At 64.1% G+C, this 15427-nt stretch carries 17 protein-coding genes and 1 pseudogene; 9 read left to right on the top strand and 9 right to left on the bottom strand.

Annotated elements, in window-relative coordinates; genetic code table 11:
* The first annotated feature begins 4 nt into the window (after positions 1 to 4).
* Together MacB4_RS01480 and MacB4_RS11350 are read left to right on the top strand one after the other, a co-directional pair.
* Positions 5 to 634 (top strand): IS607 family transposase, encoded by a 630-nt coding sequence (locus tag MacB4_RS01480; RefSeq protein WP_206864898.1) that lies wholly within the window; start codon positions 5 to 7, stop codon positions 632 to 634.
* Positions 628 to 723 (top strand): annotated as a pseudogene (locus MacB4_RS11350) (helix-turn-helix domain-containing protein); the annotation flags it as partial. The gene MacB4_RS01480 and the pseudogene MacB4_RS11350, both read left to right, overlap by 7 nt.
* 16 nt (positions 724 to 739) lie before the next feature.
* Here MacB4_RS11350 and MacB4_RS01490 read toward each other — a convergent pair.
* From MacB4_RS01490 to MacB4_RS01510, 5 genes are all read right to left on the bottom strand, one after another.
* The gene (locus tag MacB4_RS01490) at positions 740 to 1684 is read right to left on the bottom strand and encodes a hypothetical protein (protein ID WP_206864122.1); all 945 of its coding nucleotides are present in this window, start codon (positions 1682 to 1684) and stop codon (positions 740 to 742) included.
* A gap of 14 nt (positions 1685 to 1698) precedes the next feature.
* Positions 1699 to 2166 (bottom strand): hypothetical protein, encoded by a 468-nt coding sequence (locus MacB4_RS01495; protein ID WP_206864123.1) that lies wholly within the window; start codon positions 2164 to 2166, stop codon positions 1699 to 1701.
* 95 nt (positions 2167 to 2261) lie between these two features.
* On the bottom strand, positions 2262 to 3206 hold the full coding sequence (locus tag MacB4_RS01500; RefSeq protein WP_206864124.1) for a hypothetical protein: 945 nt from the start codon (positions 3204 to 3206) through the stop codon (positions 2262 to 2264).
* Positions 3207 to 3220: 14 nt separating this feature from the next.
* Positions 3221 to 4474 carry a hypothetical protein gene (locus MacB4_RS01505; RefSeq protein ID WP_206864125.1) on the bottom strand — a complete coding sequence of 418 codons (1254 nt, stop codon included), beginning with the start codon at positions 4472 to 4474 and terminating at the stop codon, positions 3221 to 3223.
* Between the two features lie 727 nt (positions 4475 to 5201).
* A complete protein-coding gene (locus tag MacB4_RS01510; RefSeq protein ID WP_206864126.1) occupies positions 5202 to 5522 on the bottom strand; it encodes a histidine phosphatase family protein in 321 nt (106 codons plus the stop codon).
* 738 nt (positions 5523 to 6260) lie between these two features.
* Between MacB4_RS01510 and MacB4_RS01515 the strand changes: the two genes are divergently transcribed.
* The 3 genes from MacB4_RS01515 to MacB4_RS01525 are packed head-to-tail and all read left to right on the top strand — an operon-like array spanning position 6261 to position 9568.
* Positions 6261 to 7025, top strand: coding sequence for a 16S rRNA (uracil(1498)-N(3))-methyltransferase (locus MacB4_RS01515; RefSeq protein ID WP_206864127.1), 765 nt, complete (start codon positions 6261 to 6263; stop codon positions 7023 to 7025).
* Entirely contained in the window at positions 7007 to 7963 is a 957-nt protein-coding gene (locus MacB4_RS01520) for an NAD-dependent epimerase/dehydratase family protein (RefSeq protein WP_206864128.1), read from the top strand. The genes MacB4_RS01515 and MacB4_RS01520 overlap by 19 nt, the downstream gene beginning before the upstream one ends.
* Before the next feature lie 39 nt (positions 7964 to 8002).
* Entirely contained in the window at positions 8003 to 9568 is a 1566-nt protein-coding gene (locus MacB4_RS01525; RefSeq protein ID WP_242529278.1) for an AAA family ATPase, read from the top strand.
* Here the strand turns inward: MacB4_RS01525 and MacB4_RS01530 are convergent.
* From MacB4_RS01530 to MacB4_RS01545, 4 genes are all read right to left on the bottom strand, one after another.
* The gene (locus tag MacB4_RS01530; RefSeq protein ID WP_206864129.1) at positions 9538 to 10713 is read right to left on the bottom strand and encodes an FIST N-terminal domain-containing protein; all 1176 of its coding nucleotides are present in this window, start codon (positions 10711 to 10713) and stop codon (positions 9538 to 9540) included. The two genes, MacB4_RS01525 and MacB4_RS01530, sit on opposite strands and share 31 nt — an antisense overlap.
* 31 nt (positions 10714 to 10744) lie before the next feature.
* A complete protein-coding gene (locus tag MacB4_RS01535) occupies positions 10745 to 11785 on the bottom strand; it encodes an alpha/beta hydrolase (protein WP_206864130.1) in 1041 nt (346 codons plus the stop codon).
* A gap of 76 nt (positions 11786 to 11861) precedes the next feature.
* Complete coding sequence (locus MacB4_RS01540) at positions 11862 to 12182, bottom strand: NIPSNAP family protein (protein ID WP_206864131.1); 321 nt, start codon at positions 12180 to 12182, stop codon at positions 11862 to 11864.
* Between the two features lie 74 nt (positions 12183 to 12256).
* A complete protein-coding gene (locus MacB4_RS01545; protein ID WP_206864132.1) occupies positions 12257 to 12577 on the bottom strand; it encodes an NIPSNAP family protein in 321 nt (106 codons plus the stop codon).
* A gap of 111 nt (positions 12578 to 12688) precedes the next feature.
* Between MacB4_RS01545 and MacB4_RS01550 the strand changes: the two genes are divergently transcribed.
* The 4 genes from MacB4_RS01550 (at position 12689) to MacB4_RS01565 (ending at position 15362) form a co-directional block, all read left to right on the top strand.
* Positions 12689 to 12991, top strand: coding sequence for a hypothetical protein (locus MacB4_RS01550; protein ID WP_206864133.1), 303 nt, complete (start codon positions 12689 to 12691; stop codon positions 12989 to 12991).
* Positions 12992 to 13494: 503 nt separating this feature from the next.
* A complete protein-coding gene (locus MacB4_RS01555) occupies positions 13495 to 14031 on the top strand; it encodes a hypothetical protein (protein ID WP_206864134.1) in 537 nt (178 codons plus the stop codon).
* Positions 14032 to 14068: 37 nt separating this feature from the next.
* Positions 14069 to 14584: a hypothetical protein gene (locus MacB4_RS01560; RefSeq protein ID WP_206864135.1), complete on the top strand. Its 516-nt coding sequence runs from the start codon at positions 14069 to 14071 to the stop codon at positions 14582 to 14584.
* Positions 14585 to 14714: 130 nt separating this feature from the next.
* Entirely contained in the window at positions 14715 to 15362 is a 648-nt protein-coding gene (locus MacB4_RS01565) for a DUF2380 domain-containing protein (protein ID WP_206864136.1), read from the top strand.
* Positions 15363 to 15427: the final 65 nt, after the last annotated feature.

Here is a 15427-nt window from a genome sequence, read left to right on the forward strand (position 1 = left end):
ACATATCAATCGCAAGCTGGTCAGCATCCACGAAGCTGCCGAGTTCCTTGGTGTCTGTGCCCAAACGCTGCGGCGTTGGGAACGGGAAGGCAAGCTCATTCCCGATGAGCGCACCACTGGTCGGCGGCGACGCTATGACCTTGCCAGGTTGCGGCCTGAGCAATTCCATTCAGCCGAATCGGAACGGCAGACCATCGCCTACGCGAGAGTGTCCCGTCCTGACCAAAAGGATGATCTGGAGAGGCAGAAGCAGGTTTTGGAACTCTCCTGCGCCCGGCAAGGATGGAGGTTCGAGGTCATCTCGGACCTGGGTTCGGGCATGAACGATCACAAGAAGGGACTGAAGAAGCTGCTCGATGCCGTCCTCGACGGAAAAGTCGGCAGGTTGGTTATCACGCACAAGGACCGGCTGCTGCGCTTTGGGGCGGAGCTTGTGTTTGCCATTTGCGAGGCCAAGGGCGTCGAGGTCGTGATCCTCAACCAAGGCGAAGACACGACCTTCGAGGAAGACCTGGCGGAGGACGTGCTCGAGATCATCACGGTCTTCAGCGCCCGGCTCTATGGCAGCCGCTCGCGCAAGAGCCAGAAGCTGCTCGAAGGGATCAGGGCCGCCGTGGAGGCTGCACAATGCTGATCGCGCACCGCATCGCCCTCGATCCGAACAACGCGCAGGCCACCCATCTGGCCCGTGCAGCAGGCACGGCACGCTTCGCTGACGAGTGGAACGAGGAGGTCGGTCTTAATGGTCAGCCTCTTTTTTTGCTGCTGCAAAGTCGGCATCCACCCGTGCGCTGACTTCGCGGACCGCACGGCTCATCTGCTCATCTTTCATGGCACGGGCGAGGAAGACCAGGGCCTCATAGGCACCAAAGAAGCTGCTGCCCGGCAGCCTTGAGCTCATGGCCATCAGGGAAAAGGTGGGATAGGCGTTGGGTCCTTCCGCAAACTCGGCGATCTCTTGCCAAAACCAGCTCGGCATCCGGGAGAGCTTCCAGTCGCCTCCCTCACCGAAAAAGATCTCCGCCAGAGCCTTGAGGAACTCGGCCGCCGACCAGCGGGCTTGGAGGACCTGGTGGAGCTTTTCGGGCCCCCACTGGGTGAAGAACGCGTAGTGCTCCTTGAGGATTCCAGCGAGTCCTGGATGACGGTTATGAATAGCGGTGCCAAGATCATGGAGCTCGTAGACGGCTTCCCGCTGGACTGGGGTGAGCCGCTCAAGGAAAGCCCCCGATCGGAAGGCATTCTGAGTGGAGAGCACTTGCTGTTCCTCGTCCTCGGGTAAATCTAGCTCTGGGCACACTACCTTGACTCTCCAATAGGCGAGGGGATCGAGGATCGCCCGGGGAAGTTGGGCAAACTCGCGGGAGAGCTTTTCCCGGTACTGAAACATCTCCCGCTTTCCCGCATCGGTGGAGAGGTCGGGGAAAGGGACCGACCAGCGGGAGGCGAGGTCCATAGCCCATCGCCCTTCGGGCGTCTTCAGCGCTTGGGCAAAGACCTTGGGGTCGACCCGCTTGAGGAAGGAGAACGTTTCGGGAATCCGGAGGCTTTTGAGCTCTTCGATCACGGCTTGGACCTCCGCAGAGGGTGGAGAAGAGGTTGGTTTCTCCTGGGCCATCGCACTGCTGGCCAACCCGAGGAGGAGGGTGAGGCGAAAGAAGCGATTGTAAAAGATCCTTTGCATCGGTATTTCCTTTTTTACTCGCGTTTCTTCTCTTGCGATGGTGGTTGTGTATCCTTTCGCCACTGCTGCCTCCGTCTTACGGCATCGGGCAGGCTTTCTTCGGCCGGTCGATCTGGACGGATCGGAGCTCGATATGGGTCTTGGGCGGTTGCCGCGGCCTCTTGCTGGTTCTTCTCGGTTAGGCTGACCCCTTGCTTGCTATAGAGGGGGACAGCAGATTGGGCGAGGTATCCCTGGGGGCTGATCTGGTTTTGGGCAAGCGCGATCGAAGGCAGGTGGTACTTGGTTTCGAAGAGGTAGTTGAGTCCCGGATAGGTCTCGTCTGGAGGGGCTTCCAGGAAGTGCTCATTGGGAAGGAAACCGCTGTGGTCGCGGCCGACGAACACCAGCACTCGGCCATGCGCGGCATAGGGAGCGGCCGTGGCGCTGATCGACTGGTTGCGCCTGGTCATTCCACCTGCGCTGTACGTATAGGCCGCCACCTGCTCGGAGGTGGGATTCCGCGCAATGAGCTAGCCCGACTCTCTGTCCCTGGCACCGGTTGCCTCAAGAGCCGTGGCCTCGTCGCCCGTGGCGCCTAATGGCGCACTGCCTTTTGCAATTCGGGGTGGTCGGCATCGAACTGGGCGTTGACCGCATCGATCCCTTTCATCATCCGATCGTCCTTGAGGGCGCGGGCGAGGAAGACGAGCGCATCGTGCGCAGTCCAGAAAGGGCTGGCCGGTGTGATCGAGCTCATTGCCATCAGGGAAAAAGTGGGATACGCATTAGGCCCTTCGGTAAACTCAACGATCTCTTGCCAAAACCAGCTCGGCATCGCCGAAAGCTTCCACTGTTGCTTTTCCAAGACGAAAAGTATTCCAAAGGCCTTGAGGAACTCCGCTGCGGACCAGGGAGCTTCTAAGACCTGATGGAGTTTTTCCGGTCCCCATTGGGTGAAGAGCGCGTAGGATTCCCTTATGGATGCGGCCAAGCCCGGGCGGCGTTTGAAATCTGAGTTTGCTAGGTCCTGGAGCTCATAGACGGCCTCCCGCTGCACCGGGGTGAGCCGCTCAAGGAAAAACCCCGATCGGAAGGCATCCTCAGTATTAACAATCTCGTGCCTCTCCTCGTCGGAAAGATTGAGAAACTCCGGGGACCAGCTCATCCGCCAATAGGCGAGGGGATCAAGGATCGCCCGGGGAAGTTGGGCAAACTCGCGGGAGAGTTTTTCCCGGTACTGAAAGAGCTCCCACTCTCCCGCATCGGTGGAGAGGTCGGGGAAAGGGACCGACCAGCGGGAGGCGAGGTCCATGGCCCATCGCCCTTCGGGCGTCTTCAGCGCTTGGGCAAAGACCTTGGGGTCGACTCGCTTGAGGAAGGAGAACGTTTCGGGAATCCGGAAGTTTTTGAGCTGTTCGATCACGGCTTGGACCTCCGCAGACGGTGGAGGAGAGGTTGGTTTCTCCTGGGCCATCGCACTGCTGGCCAACCCGAAGAGGAAGATGAGCCGAAAGAAGAGGTTGTAAAAGATCCTTTGCATTGAAGTTTCCTTTCTTACTCGCGTCTTTTCTCCTGCGCTGGTGGTTGTGTATCCTTTAGCCACTGCTGCCTCCGTCTTACGGCATCGGGCAGGCTTTCTTCGGCCGGTCGATCGGGACGGATCGGAGCTCGATATGGGTCTTGGGCGGTTGCCGCGGCCTGCCGCTCGTTTGCCTGCTGGAAGCTCAAATGTGCAGCGCTATAGCCGGGGACAGCAGATTGGGCGAGGTATCCCTGGGGGCTGATCTGGTTTTGGGCAAGGGCGATCGAAGGCAGGTGGTACTTGGTTTCGAAGACGTAGTTGAGTCCAGGATAGGTCTTGTCTGGAGCGGCTTCCGGCAAGTGCTCATTGGGAAGGAAACCGCTGTGGTCGCGCCCGGTAAACACCAGCACTCGGCCATACGCGACATAGGGAGCGGCCGTGGCGCTGATTGACTCGTTGCGGTCATTTATTCCCTTCGGACTGTACGTATAGGCCAGGAGCTCTTCTGGGGTGGGATTCTGGGTGATGAGCTTTCCGGTCTTCTTATCCAGCCCAACGGCGTAAGGGAGGTCTCCCGCCTTTACTGTAAAGCCGTTGCGATACGCGAAAAGCCAGAAATGCGCCATCTGTGCAAATCCTTGAAACACGGCGAGATCGGCATCGGTGAGGTGATGGGCTTTTTGCGCTTCTCTTGGGCTTCCGTCTACCGCCTCAAGCACTTGGCCCAAGTAGGCCACTATTTCCGCTCTTTTCTCTGGCTCCAAGGCAACCGATTCCGGCCAGCTCGCAAAGAGCGCAGCGGCCATATTCGCATAGCTAGGATCGTGGAGGTAGCGGTCAAGCACTGCCTGCTTGTCCTTGGGATACTCGACCACCACGGTGCGGGCCCCATGTCCATAGGCCGAGAGAAGGAAGTTCTGCTCGTTCTTCATCATCACGGAATCCAGATGGAGCTCTCCAAAGACCATGACCCGGATTCCCGCCTGATCGAGCCAGTTCCAGGCTTGCTTATCTTCCGCATCCGCGGGAGAGGGGGCTTGCGGAGGCGCAAACCAGGGAGCTTTGCGGACATTTGCTGCTGCATCGGCCTCTGCTGGCGTCGCATCCGCCGCTGGCGCGCTCGCGGATCCGGGTCCCGATCCGGCTGGGGAGCTGGGGTTGCCGGAAGCTGTCGGCGGCGATGCGCCACTGGCGCCGGACGAAGGAAGCGGCGGACAAGCGTTGCAGGGCTCGGCCGCGGCAGAGGTGGGTTGATCGGCCGAGCCACCCGGCAGAAGCGAGTTCATCAAGCCCGACCCGCTTGGAGCCGGTGGCGCGTCTGCTTGGGGAGCCGATCCGCCTGATTCCGGAACGATGCTTTGGCCACGGCTCGAGGGAATCGGCGCGTGGAGAAGGATAAGGAAGAGGAGGCAAAGGACAGCTGCGGTCCGGGCGAAGAGCTGGGAAGGCTTCGGCGCGTTGGGCTTCCTTTGCACGAGGGTCCATCTTCTTTGTTAGGACATCGGGCTTGTGCGCGCGGCCCCGGCCTCCGAAAAGAAGCTGCCGGTCGGGTCGATTGCGCGCGTTCGTGGCGCATCGCCAGTGCTGCTGGAAGAGGGATGCTGGTCAGGCAGGATGAGGCCCGGTTGGAACCGGCTGCAGGGGAGGGTGGATCAGAGGAGCCGCCGGGCAGTGCCGAGCTCATAGAGGCCGCACCGCTCTGCGCCGGGGCAGCGTCGCCTGGGGCGTTGCCGGTAGGACCTCGGCACGCAATCCTCGGCAAGGCTCTGCTGCTGAGGTGGTCGGCGACGTTTTTCCTGGCAGGGAAAGAGCGGTCGATGGTCTTCCGGGGCGGCAGAGCGGGATGCCCTATCTGGCAATCAGCGCCAAGGAGAGCGCTTGCTGCGGCAACCGGTCCCGACGAGGCACCGCCCGTCCTTTGTGCGGATAGGGGGATGAAGCCGGAAAAGAGAGGAAGCCCTGGCGGGCAATCTGTTTTCTGTTCTGCTCGATCGCCGCGGGGGATCGGATCCCTCAGGCGATCTGCTCGAGCTGCTCGTTGCGCAGACGGGAGCGGAGCACGGCTTTCCCCAGCCGGATCTCATCGAGGAGAAGGACGGCAAGGCCTCCCTTATCCATCGGAAAGTTCTCGGGACTGGTTGCCCCGAGCAGGGCGGCGAGTTGCTCGGAAAGGCTTGGCATATGGCCGACGAGGACGATCTCGGAATCCTGTGGCAGGGGTTTGAGCAGAGCGAGGAGCTCTGCGGTCGGCGTCCCGTTCTCGAGCTCCCTCTGGATTTCAAGGGAGGGGGAGTGGGCAAGGGCTTTCGCGGCGATTTCTGCGGTCTCGCGCACGGAGCAAGAGACTCGACCAGAAGGAATTTGGGCGCGCGCCGAGCCGATGGAGCCCTTTTCCCGCCACCCAGGCCTCGTGGCGGCCTGCCTTGGTGAGCGTGCGCTCGGCATCGGTTGCCGCTTCCCGGGAAGCCGTGGCGTGACGGAGAAAGTAGAGCATCATGAGCCATGCATATCCGCGCGCTCGGCTAAGCGAAAGGGCTGGCCGTTTGCGTTTTGTACGGAAAGGAGGCGGAGGGGCTTGCGGGTGAGGGGCGCAGGGTGCACATCGAGGGAGTCGGACAGAGCATACCGCTCCTGCCATGCAGGGTGAGCAAAATTCAGCCTTTGGATGAACGGGCTGGGAGAAAACGAGGCAGGCCGCTTGCCGCGGTACCCTTCCTCCGGAGCTTGGAGCTCCTTCCTGGTGCTGATCTCGATCCTCTTTGCTGTTTCCCGTGGGTAGAGCGGGAAGATCGAGCCGCAACTTTCCGGCTGTGAGCAACGATGACAGAGCCAGCAGCCAAGGAGGGAAGGGGGGCACCGCTCCGCCGATCGATAAAGCTTCCCATCGCGTGGCTCGGCCTGGTCGTGGTGGAGTCACGGCACGATCGCACGGGGATTCCGGAATCCACCGAAGCAATCCCCTTGTGGTAGAGTGGCTCCGTGCAGGTGCCCAAAGACGGGATCAGGGGCGCGTCCGGCTTCGTCCGCTCCCCCACCCGCCGAGACGATCAGAGGAAGGAAGGCCGCCCGGCCATGGAGCGCTATTATTGGCCAAAGCCCGAGGAAGATCTCCTGGGCATCCGCGAGTCGGATCACGCCCTGCGGGTGATGCGCCACCGGGAGGGGGACCGAATCGTGCTCTTCGATGGGGTTGGCCGGGAGTGGATTGCAGAGGTGACGGGCCGAAGGGGCCGTCAGCTTGCCTTCCGCCGGATCGCGGAACGAAGGGTCGCTCCTCCCCCGTGGAGAATCGCGATCGCCCAGGCGATCTTGAAGGCGAAGGCGATGGATCTCTTCTTCCAGAAAGCCATCGAGCTTGGGGTGACGGAAATCTTCCCGGTGCTTTGCGCCCGCTCGATCGAGCCGGAGGAGAGGGTGGGGCAGAAGCAGGCCCGCTGGACCGAGATCGCGATCGCCGCCGCCAAGCAGAGCGGGCGAGCGTGGCTTCCGACGATCCACGCACCGATCGGCCTCGGCGCGCTGGGCCGGGAGTCCTCCTCCTATCCCTTGCGGCTCTTTGGATCGCTTTACGAGGGGGCTCCGCCGCTGCGGTCGCTCTTTGCCGCTCACCGGAAGGAAGCGGAGCGCGGCGTTCTTTCCTTGATTGGACCGGAAGGAGACCTTACACCGGCAGAACGCACGTACCTGGAAGATGCGGGGTTTCTCCCGGTCTCCTTGAGTCCGACGGTCTTGCGGGCGGAGACCGCGGCGCTCTTTTGCGCTGCAGCCTTCCTTTACGAGCTGGCGGACGAGGGATCGGGGAGGCGGGAGGAAGGAGTATGGCAAAAGAGATTGTGATCACGGGGGGAGCCGGCTTCATCGGCTCGAACCTCGCCCTGGAGCTCCAACGCCGGGAGCCGGGCGCGGAGATCTTGCTGGTCGATGATTTTCGGAGCGGCTCCTTTCCCAACCTTGCCGGGTTCCGCGGAGACCTGGTCACAGCCGACGTGGGCCTTCTCGACTGGCCCCGCCTCCTCGGCAACCGGACTCCTGAGCTGATCTTCCATCTGGCCTCGATCACCGATACGACCGTGACCGATACGGCCACCCAGATGCGCGCCAATGTCGAGGGATGGCGCCACCTCCTCTCGTGTTTCGCTGGGAAGTCGGTCCGGCTGGTCTACGCCTCTTCCGCCGCCGTCTACGGCATCTGCACCTCCGTGCGAAACCGGGTCGGGGATCCGGAACGGCCCGCCAATGCCTACGGCTTTTCCAAGCTCCAGATGGAGCATCTGGCCCGGCGCTTCTCCCGGGAGAACCCGGGCATCCCCCTTTGCGGGCTGCGCTACTTCAATGTCTACGGGCCGCGCGAGACCCATAAGGGAAAGTCGGCGAGCATGATCGGCCAGCTGGCCACGCAGATCCGTGCCGGGAAGCGTCCGCGCCTCTTCATCGATGGAACCCAGAAGAGGGATTTTGTCTACGTCGCCGACGCGGTCGAGGCCACGCTCGCTGCGGCGCTCGCGGCCCTCGCCGCCAAGGCGCACGCGGTCTTCAACGTGGGCTCGGGCCAGGGCCGATCCTTCAACGAGGTGATCGGCTGCCTCAACGCTGCACTCGGGACCCAGGAGGAGCCCGAATACTTCCCCTGTCCCTATCGGTTTTTCCAGCCGCACACCGAGGCCGATCTTTCGGCCACCCGGGCCACCATCGGATATGCACCTCGGTTCCCCTTGGAAAAGGGGATCGAGGCCTATCGCGAATCGGGTTGGCTCGGGCGCGATCCCCTGGAGTAGAGCCTTGCTTCCTGCTTCACTCTCCCCCATCTTTTTTTTGTGAGCTCTCCGCAGTTTCCCCCCGATGGCGAGGAGTGGCAGCGCCGCTTCCAGGACATGTTTCGCGCGTTTTCGCCAGCAGGGGTCCTGACCGACAAGAAGGAGGAAGGAAAGAACCGGGAAGCCTTCGAGAAGCAGATCCGCTCCTTTTCCCTCACGCCGAAGGATCTCAAAGTCTACCTCGACCGATTCGTCATCCAGCAGGAGGAGGCGAAGCGGGTCCTCTCCGTCGCCGTCTGCGACCACTACAACCATGTTCGGGCCGCCCTCTCGGGCCAGGATCTCCCTCACTACGTCAAGCAGAACGTCCTCTTGGTCGGCCCGAGCGGCGTGGGAAAGACCTACCTGGTGCGCTGCCTGGCCGAGCGGATCGGGGTGCCGATGGTCCGGGGAGATGCGACGAAGTTTTCCGAGACGGGCTACGTGGGGGGCGATGTCGAGGACCTCGTCCGGGAACTGGTCCAGCAGGCGGGGGGCGATGTCTCCATCGCCCAGTACGGCATCGTCTATCTGGATGAGATCGACAAGCTGGCGGGGTTCAGCTCGATGGGTCGGGATGTGAGCGGGCGAGGGGTGCAGGCGAACCTGCTCAAGCTGCTCGAGGAGACCGAGGTTCCCGTGCGGGCTCCGTATGACCTGCAAGGCCAGATCCAGACGATGCTCGACTTCCAGCGGGGCGGACGGGAGAAGCGGACGGTCAACACCCGCCACATTCTCTTCCTGGTGAGCGGAGCCTTCACCCGCCTTCCCGAGATCGTCTCACGCCGGATGCGGCGTGGGCACATCGGGTTCCGCGCGGCGGGAGCGGAGGCCGACGGGGGCGAGGCGGCCAAGGAGGCCGTCACCGCCGACTTCATCGAGTATGGGCTCGAGCCCGAGTTCGTCGGGAGGCTACCGGTCCGGGTCTTCTTCGAGCCGCTCTCTGCGGATGATCTCTTCCGGATTCTGCAGGAATCGGAGGGCTCGATTCTCCGGCAGTATGTCGCCGCCTTCCAGGCCTATGGGATCTCGCTCCATTTCACCGACGGGGCCTTGCGCCGCATCGCCCAGCGCGCTGCCGAAGAGGAGACCGGAGCTCGTGGCCTCATGACGATCGGGGAGCGGGTGCTGCGTCCCTTCCGCTTCGAATGTCCCGGGACAGGCCTGCGCGAGATCGTGATCGACGAAGCGGCGGTGGAAAGCCCGGAAGAGGCGCTCGCCGCGACCCTCGCCCGATTCCGCGAAGGGGGAGGGGAGAGCGTCCAGGAGGTGGAGGCGTTCGTCGAGGAGTTTTTCCGCACCCATGAGCTCCGGCTCCGCTTCGACCCCGAGGCGGTAGAGGCGCTTCGCGCCGAAGCGGGTCCCCAGCCCGGTGCGGTGGCCGCGCTCTGCCGGATGAAATTCAAGGATTTTTCCTTCGGGCTCCGCCTGATCCGGGCCAACACCGGTCAAGACACCTTTACGCTCCCTGCGGAAGTGGTTCAGGATCCTGAAGCGGTCTTGAGCCGCTGGGTGCTCGCCTCCTACACCGACTCGACCAACGCGGCCTCCGAGAATCAGGAGAGGAAGAGCACCGAGGCCGAGTAGCCGTGGAGGTAGTTGACGTTTCCCACGGGCCCGATCTCCCCGCTCGCAAAGAACCCGGCGGCGGGCAGCCGGGGGAAGAGCTCCTGGATTAACCCCGCATCCCTCCCAGCCACGCCGAAGAGGCCCTTCCCCCTCCCGGCGCAGAGGCTGACCAGAGCGGCCAGCGGCTTGCCCGTGGGGAAATGCTCGATCTTTTCGGTCTGGAGCAGCTGCCGCAAGGACCGCTCGGCCGATTCGGGGTCGCGGAGCTGGTATTGGAGCGTCTGGCCGACGCGGACGAGCGCCCCGACGGCAACCGCACCTGAGGAGGGATCGGCTCCCAGGATGTTGCGCACGAGGAAGTCCCCCTGGTGGAACTCGTCCCGGTACTCGGAAACGGCGAGCCCGACGAAGATATGCCCATGCGCCTTCTCGCGCTCCCGCTCCGAAAGGGATTCGAAGGCGTTGGCCAAGGCCTGGTAGGCGCTTCCGGAGCCCAGGGTATAGAGGATATTTCGATCGGCCCCGGTCACAGTGTAGGGATCGCCAATCGGCCGACATCCTTGAGAGACGACGACATGAAAGCCGACCTCTCCCTGAAGGGCGATCGCGACTCCGCCTTCCACGGGCTTCCGGTCGAGAAAGACAGCGGTTTCCCCTTCGCGGGTCCCGCCCGCCAAGCCTCCCCAGACCGGGACCCCCGGGTAGGCGCGGTTCCAGATGCGCAAGAGCCGCTCCGCGGGAAGAACGTTCGGATTGGCCAAGAGGAGCCATCCCGCCACCTCCCCGGGCCCAAGCCCGGTTTTCTGATGCCAGGTTGCGGGCTCCTCCTCGGCTTCCAGCTCTTCGGGCAAGAGAGCGACCGGGGTGGTCCGCATCCCCGGATGGCGGAGGCCGAGGACCGAAAACCCCTCCTCGGCTTCGAACTCGGCCCCTTCGGCGAGGAAGCCCTGCCCGGTTACGGCAACCAGGAGCGGGGCATGGCCGTAGATGGTCAGCACTTCGCAAAGATCGGTCAAATAGGGCGCATACGAGGGGGAGGCGAAGACCACCGTGAGCGAAGGGTCGCCGCCGAGCTTTGCGCGCAGATCTTCGGCGAGGGCTCGGCTGGCAGGCTCGGAAAAGGAACCGGAATAAGCCACGGACACCGCACGAGGAGCATCCATAGAGAAAATCATCATTTTTTTTGGTTCTCTGTCAATGCCTTGGAAGGGCAAAATCCCTCGGCCAAATCTCTTGCGCGATCCGGAGGCTCTCCCGCATGAGCCTGTAGCCGACATGGCCCTGCGGAAAGGGGAAGAAGTGACAGCCCTGCCATGCGTCCCGGAACTCCTGCAGGAGGCGCAGCGGCACGACCCGGTCGTAGATCCCTCCCAATAGGAGGACCTCCTCGGGCTTGAGATGGGGGCGGGAGAGGCTCGGGCAGACCAGCCGGAGATGGGGCTCCGCGGTCTCCGGGGAAACCTCCAGCCGCTCGAGCGTCCGGCGGATGCCGCGCCCGCTCGGGGATTCCCACATCGCGTGCTCGATCCGGAAGATCGGCTCCAGGAGCATGAGCCGGTCGAAGACCCGTTCGACGCAGGCCGCCTGGGCGAGGACCCAGCCGCCGTAGCTGATCCCCCAGCCCCCCATGAGCCGGCTCCCCTGGGCTCGCAGCCAGTGGGCAAAGACACGCAGATCGAGCACCCCCTGGCGCAAGGTCTCGGCCGTGCGGACCAGGTCCGCCGTCACGCACATCTCCCCGGGAAAGAGCCCAAAGGGCCGCCGGGCATAATGGTAGGGGAGATGCATGAAGGCCGCGTTCCATCCCAAGGCGTTGAGCCGGCCAGCCCAGTACCGGTAGCCGAAGTCGCTCACCGACATGAGGCCGTGCGCGATGACCATGGTGGGCCCGCTCCAGCCCTCGGGTCCCAGCCAGAAATCGAATACGGCCGTCCGGTTGCGCCGCGCCGGTCCCGGCAACGGGCTCGGGAAGCGGATGCGGAGGGCCTTCCCACGCGGGGTGCAGCTCGGGGAAGGGGAAAAGCCAGGAGGAAGGGCGTAATATTCCTTGAGGGAGGCGCCTCGCCAGGAGTCGACGTAGGCCTCGAGCCGCTGGCGGAAGGTCCGTTCCGGCCGGTGCCGCGCCTGGAGCAAGGAGATCCAGGCAAAGCTCGCCTCGTCGACGAGCCCCGCCCAACGCCGGTGGAGCAGGGAAGGCCAGCGGGTTGCGCGGGCTGTCCCACCCTCCGCGTGCACGCCCGTTCCTCCTTTTGCGGATCGTGCCTCCCGGGTCACCAGACCTCCGTCTCGGACAACGGCATGCCCTCCCGGATCATTCCCGCCTCGACCCCGGGGTCGGCTCGAGCGGGGTGATTCGAGCGCCACTCCGCTCGGAAAGCGCGGCCGACCGGGGAAGGAGCCGCTGCTCCCACTCGGGGCTTTGATAGATGGCCTGGCAGACCCGCTCCCGCTCCTTCTCGTCGGCGAAGGCCCGGATCCAGACATAACGGCTGGGATCCCCCGGCACCGTAAAGGAGCCGAGCGCCCGCGCCCCGAGGCCGACCTGGAAAGGCACGAGCTCCTCGTCCATGAAACGGACAAACTCCTCCAGGCATCCCGGCTGGATCCGGTACTCGCGCAACTCGTAGATCATTGGAGGATGCTAAATGCTTCCTTCCCGGAAGGCAACGGAAGGAGACGCGGCGGCAGGGACATCCCGCCGACCAATCATCGCAGCTTCGATCCCGGGGTCGGCTTCAGGAGGGAGACCTGGAGCCCCTCGGCCTCCATGAGATCTCCACACCTGGGCCCAAAGCGCCCCTCCCACTCCGCACTCCCGTAGACCTCCTGGCAGACCCGCTCCCGCTCCTTCTCGTCGGCGAAGGCCCGGATCCAGACATAACGGCTGGGATCCCCCGGCACCGTGAAAGAGCCAACCACGGTTACCCCTTTGCCCGCTTGAAAGGGCAAAAGCTCCTCATCCATGAAACGGACAAACTCCTCCAGGCATCCCGGCTGGATCCGGTACTCACGCAGCTCGTAGATCATCCGGCGATGCTAAATGCTTCCTTCCCGGAAGGCAACGGGGCTGCTGCGATCCCGATCGTCCTTTCTCCTTGCCTTTCTCCGTCCGTGAGGGAGGCTTTCCGGAAAGCGACGATGCGCTACGAAGAGTTTCTCCAAACGCTCCGCGATCCACCGGAGGCCGCTCCTCCTGGCCTGCGTCCTCCTCTCGAGGCCCTCTGGCACGAGCGGGCGGGCGAGTGGGACCGGGCCCACCGGATCGTGCAGGTTCAGGAAGACGCCGCTTCCGCTTGGGTCCATGCCTACCTCCATCGCCGGGAAGGCGGCGCGAGCAACGCCCGCTACTGGTATGCCCGGGCGGGGAAGCGGGAGAGCACCGTTCCGCTCGACCGGGAGTGGGAGGAGATCGTCCGGGCGCTGCTGGACGAGCCGGCTTGAGCTGCCTCGGGGAACCCTGCCGGATGCTGTGCGAGCGGGCGGGAGCGGCCCGGGGGTTGGCTCCAAGACGGCTTGGCGGATGGAGAAGGACGGGAAGATGCCGGTGCCGGTCGAGCAGCTGCCGACCGGGACGGCGATCGTGCATGCGGAGGAGAAGCAGCCCGGCGGAGTCGCCCTCTATGCCCGCGTCTCTAGCGCCGACCAGAAGGCGGATCTCGATCGGCAGCTGGCGCGGCTTCCGGAGTGGATCGCCGAGGCCGAATCCCGCATCCAGAGAGCCGAAAGGGGAATCGGCATCCTCAAAGGGCGAGAGCCGGGCTCCAAGAAGCGTCGGCTTGGGAGCCTTCGCGCCAAGCTTGCGGCGCTGGTCGCCGACCGGGACTTGGGGGCGCATCCACCTCTGCTTCGGCGCCCGCCGCCTTTTCCGCCAGCAGCTTGCCTTGGAGGAGAACGGCTACGCCAGCCATGCGGAGTAGCAGGAGGAGCGGAGCGGCGAGTGCTTTGTGATCGGCTCGAAGGACGAGACCGCGCGCAACCAGTCCTGCCAGGCCTCGGTCGAGGACGACGGCGGCCTGACCCTGCGTCTGCGTCTTCCGGATGCGCTGGCCTCGGATGGCAAGCTTCTGGTCATTCCCGGGGTGCGGTTCACCGATGGCCAGGAGGAGATCCTTCGGGCGCTTGCCGCGAGCCGGGTTGTCTTCTCGCAACCCAAGACGGGCCATCCCGTCCGGAAGCGGGAGGGGGTGGCCGTGAGCTACCGCTTTCTCCGGGGACCAGAAGGGCTGGCGGCTCTTCGCGAGCGTCCCGACCAGGCCCGTTCCCATTGCGACGAGCCGTCTGGCGGGATCGCTGGGGATCGACATCTACCACGACCCTCTGGCCGTGGCGGAGACGGGCCGCTTCGGCACCGGTTGCGGGCCATGAGGATCGACCTGAACCTTCATGGCGCGAACACCCTACCAGGCGAAGGCCATCATCGGCGATGCGGCAAGGAGGATGGTGGAGATGGCCCGGGAGCGTGGGCTTCCCCAGGTCCTTGAGCGGCTCGATCTATAGAAAAGGAGGGCGGAGCTTGAGGTGGCGAGTCGATCGGCCGCCCGGAAGATCTCTTGCGTTCGCTACTCCCAGACCATCGCCCTGCTCAAGCTGGGCTGCTTTCGAGCCGGAGTCGAGGGGATCGAAGTCGATCCGGCCTACCCTTCCGGGATCGGCGGCGTGAACCACGCGCGTCGTCACGGCATCGCTTTTCACCAGGGCGCGGCCGCCATCGCTTGGGAGAGGATTGGGCCTCTTCCGAGCGTCCGGCCGTGCGGGAGGTGGTTGCGCCGGCTCGCAATGGCGGCCATCTCCCCTTCGCCCTACCCGCGAGGAATCGGGCGAAGCCTGTCTGGTCGTTCTGGTCGGAGGTTCGGAGCAGGCTCAACGCGGCGCAGGCAGCGCATGCCCGGTCGGGCGACTTGCGAAGAGCCACCCGCGCGTTTGCTCCCGGAAACGCGGGCATGGGGTGCGACCTGGGCATTGCTGGCGGAATCCCGGCATGCGAACCGCCGGGAGCACTCTTCGGCCGAGGTCGTCGACGACCTTCCCTGGTAGGGGAATGGTGGTCTCTGGTTTGAGGAACAACATCTTCCCCATGAGCTGCGGCAATTCAGAGGATGAAAACTCTTCATTGGCATTCCAGCGCGCTCAGAGCGCAGAATGGCAAAAGAGAAGGAGCCACAAAATGCGCCATTCCCGCCAACCCGAGAGCCGTGCTGGGAGTCACCGTCGTCCGGTCGCAAAACGGCTTCGCTGCTGCCGCAGCGGCTCGACCCGCTCAGCGACCCTCCGAGCCGTCCTCACCGCGCTTCTTTTCTGTTGCGGAGCGGCCTGCGCCGCCTCCCGCAGCGGTCCCTCTGCTTCTCCCTCTCCCGGCAAAGTCAAGATCGTGGTCTTTCCCTTCGAGCTCGAGGATAGCAGCGCCGCGGGCAGCATGGGATCGGCTCCCGATGCAGCGCCCTACCTGACCCGGGCGACCGAGGAGGCACGACGGGCGCTCCTCCAATCCGGACGCTACACCCTGATCGATCCCGCCGGCGCCGATCTCGGAGCGGAGGCGGGCCGCGGATTGCGCAATTGCAACGGCTGCGAGGCGGCGATCGCAAGGAAGCTTGGCGCCGATCAATCCCTGATCGGAGTGATCCTCCGGCCGGAAATGGTGGAATACGGTGCCAAGATTTGGATCACCGATGCCCGAGACGGCAGGATCCTTTCGACGTCCGCCCTGCGCTTGTCCCTGGGAGGGCCCGAGTCCTGGGTGAGCGGAGTCCGTCTGCTGATGCCGCGCCTAACCGCGCCGGCAAGACCGAGCGCCGGAACGAAGCAGCCTTAGCCTGCAGCTCTCCCTATGGCCCTTGGGCGACTGGCTCAAGCGACACGGACGCTCCGGTCTCGCTC

It is taken from the genome of Methylacidimicrobium sp. B4 (assembly GCF_017310545.1).
GTDB lineage: Bacteria > Verrucomicrobiota > Verrucomicrobiia > Methylacidiphilales > Methylacidiphilaceae > Methylacidimicrobium.

Coding starts and splice junctions, on each gene's coding strand:
- MacB4_RS01490 (WP_206864122.1), bottom strand. CDS start 1,684: ATGCAAAGGATCTTTTACAATCGCTTCTTTCGCCTCACCCTCCTCCTC.
- MacB4_RS01500 (WP_206864124.1), bottom strand. CDS start 3,206: ATGCAAAGGATCTTTTACAACCTCTTCTTTCGGCTCATCTTCCTCTTC.
- MacB4_RS01505 (WP_206864125.1), bottom strand. CDS start 4,474: ATGAACTCGCTTCTGCCGGGTGGCTCGGCCGATCAACCCACCTCTGCC.
- MacB4_RS01515 (WP_206864127.1), top strand. CDS start 6,261: ATGGAGCGCTATTATTGGCCAAAGCCCGAGGAAGATCTCCTGGGCATC.
- MacB4_RS01520 (WP_206864128.1), top strand. CDS start 7,007: ATGGCAAAAGAGATTGTGATCACGGGGGGAGCCGGCTTCATCGGCTCG.
- MacB4_RS01530 (WP_206864129.1), bottom strand. CDS start 10,713: ATGGATGCTCCTCGTGCGGTGTCCGTGGCTTATTCCGGTTCCTTTTCC.
- MacB4_RS01540 (WP_206864131.1), bottom strand. CDS start 12,182: ATGATCTACGAGTTGCGCGAGTACCGGATCCAGCCGGGATGCCTGGAG.
- MacB4_RS01545 (WP_206864132.1), bottom strand. CDS start 12,577: ATGATCTACGAGCTGCGTGAGTACCGGATCCAGCCGGGATGCCTGGAG.
- MacB4_RS01550 (WP_206864133.1), top strand. CDS start 12,689: ATGCGCTACGAAGAGTTTCTCCAAACGCTCCGCGATCCACCGGAGGCC.
- MacB4_RS01565 (WP_206864136.1), top strand. CDS start 14,715: ATGCGCCATTCCCGCCAACCCGAGAGCCGTGCTGGGAGTCACCGTCGT.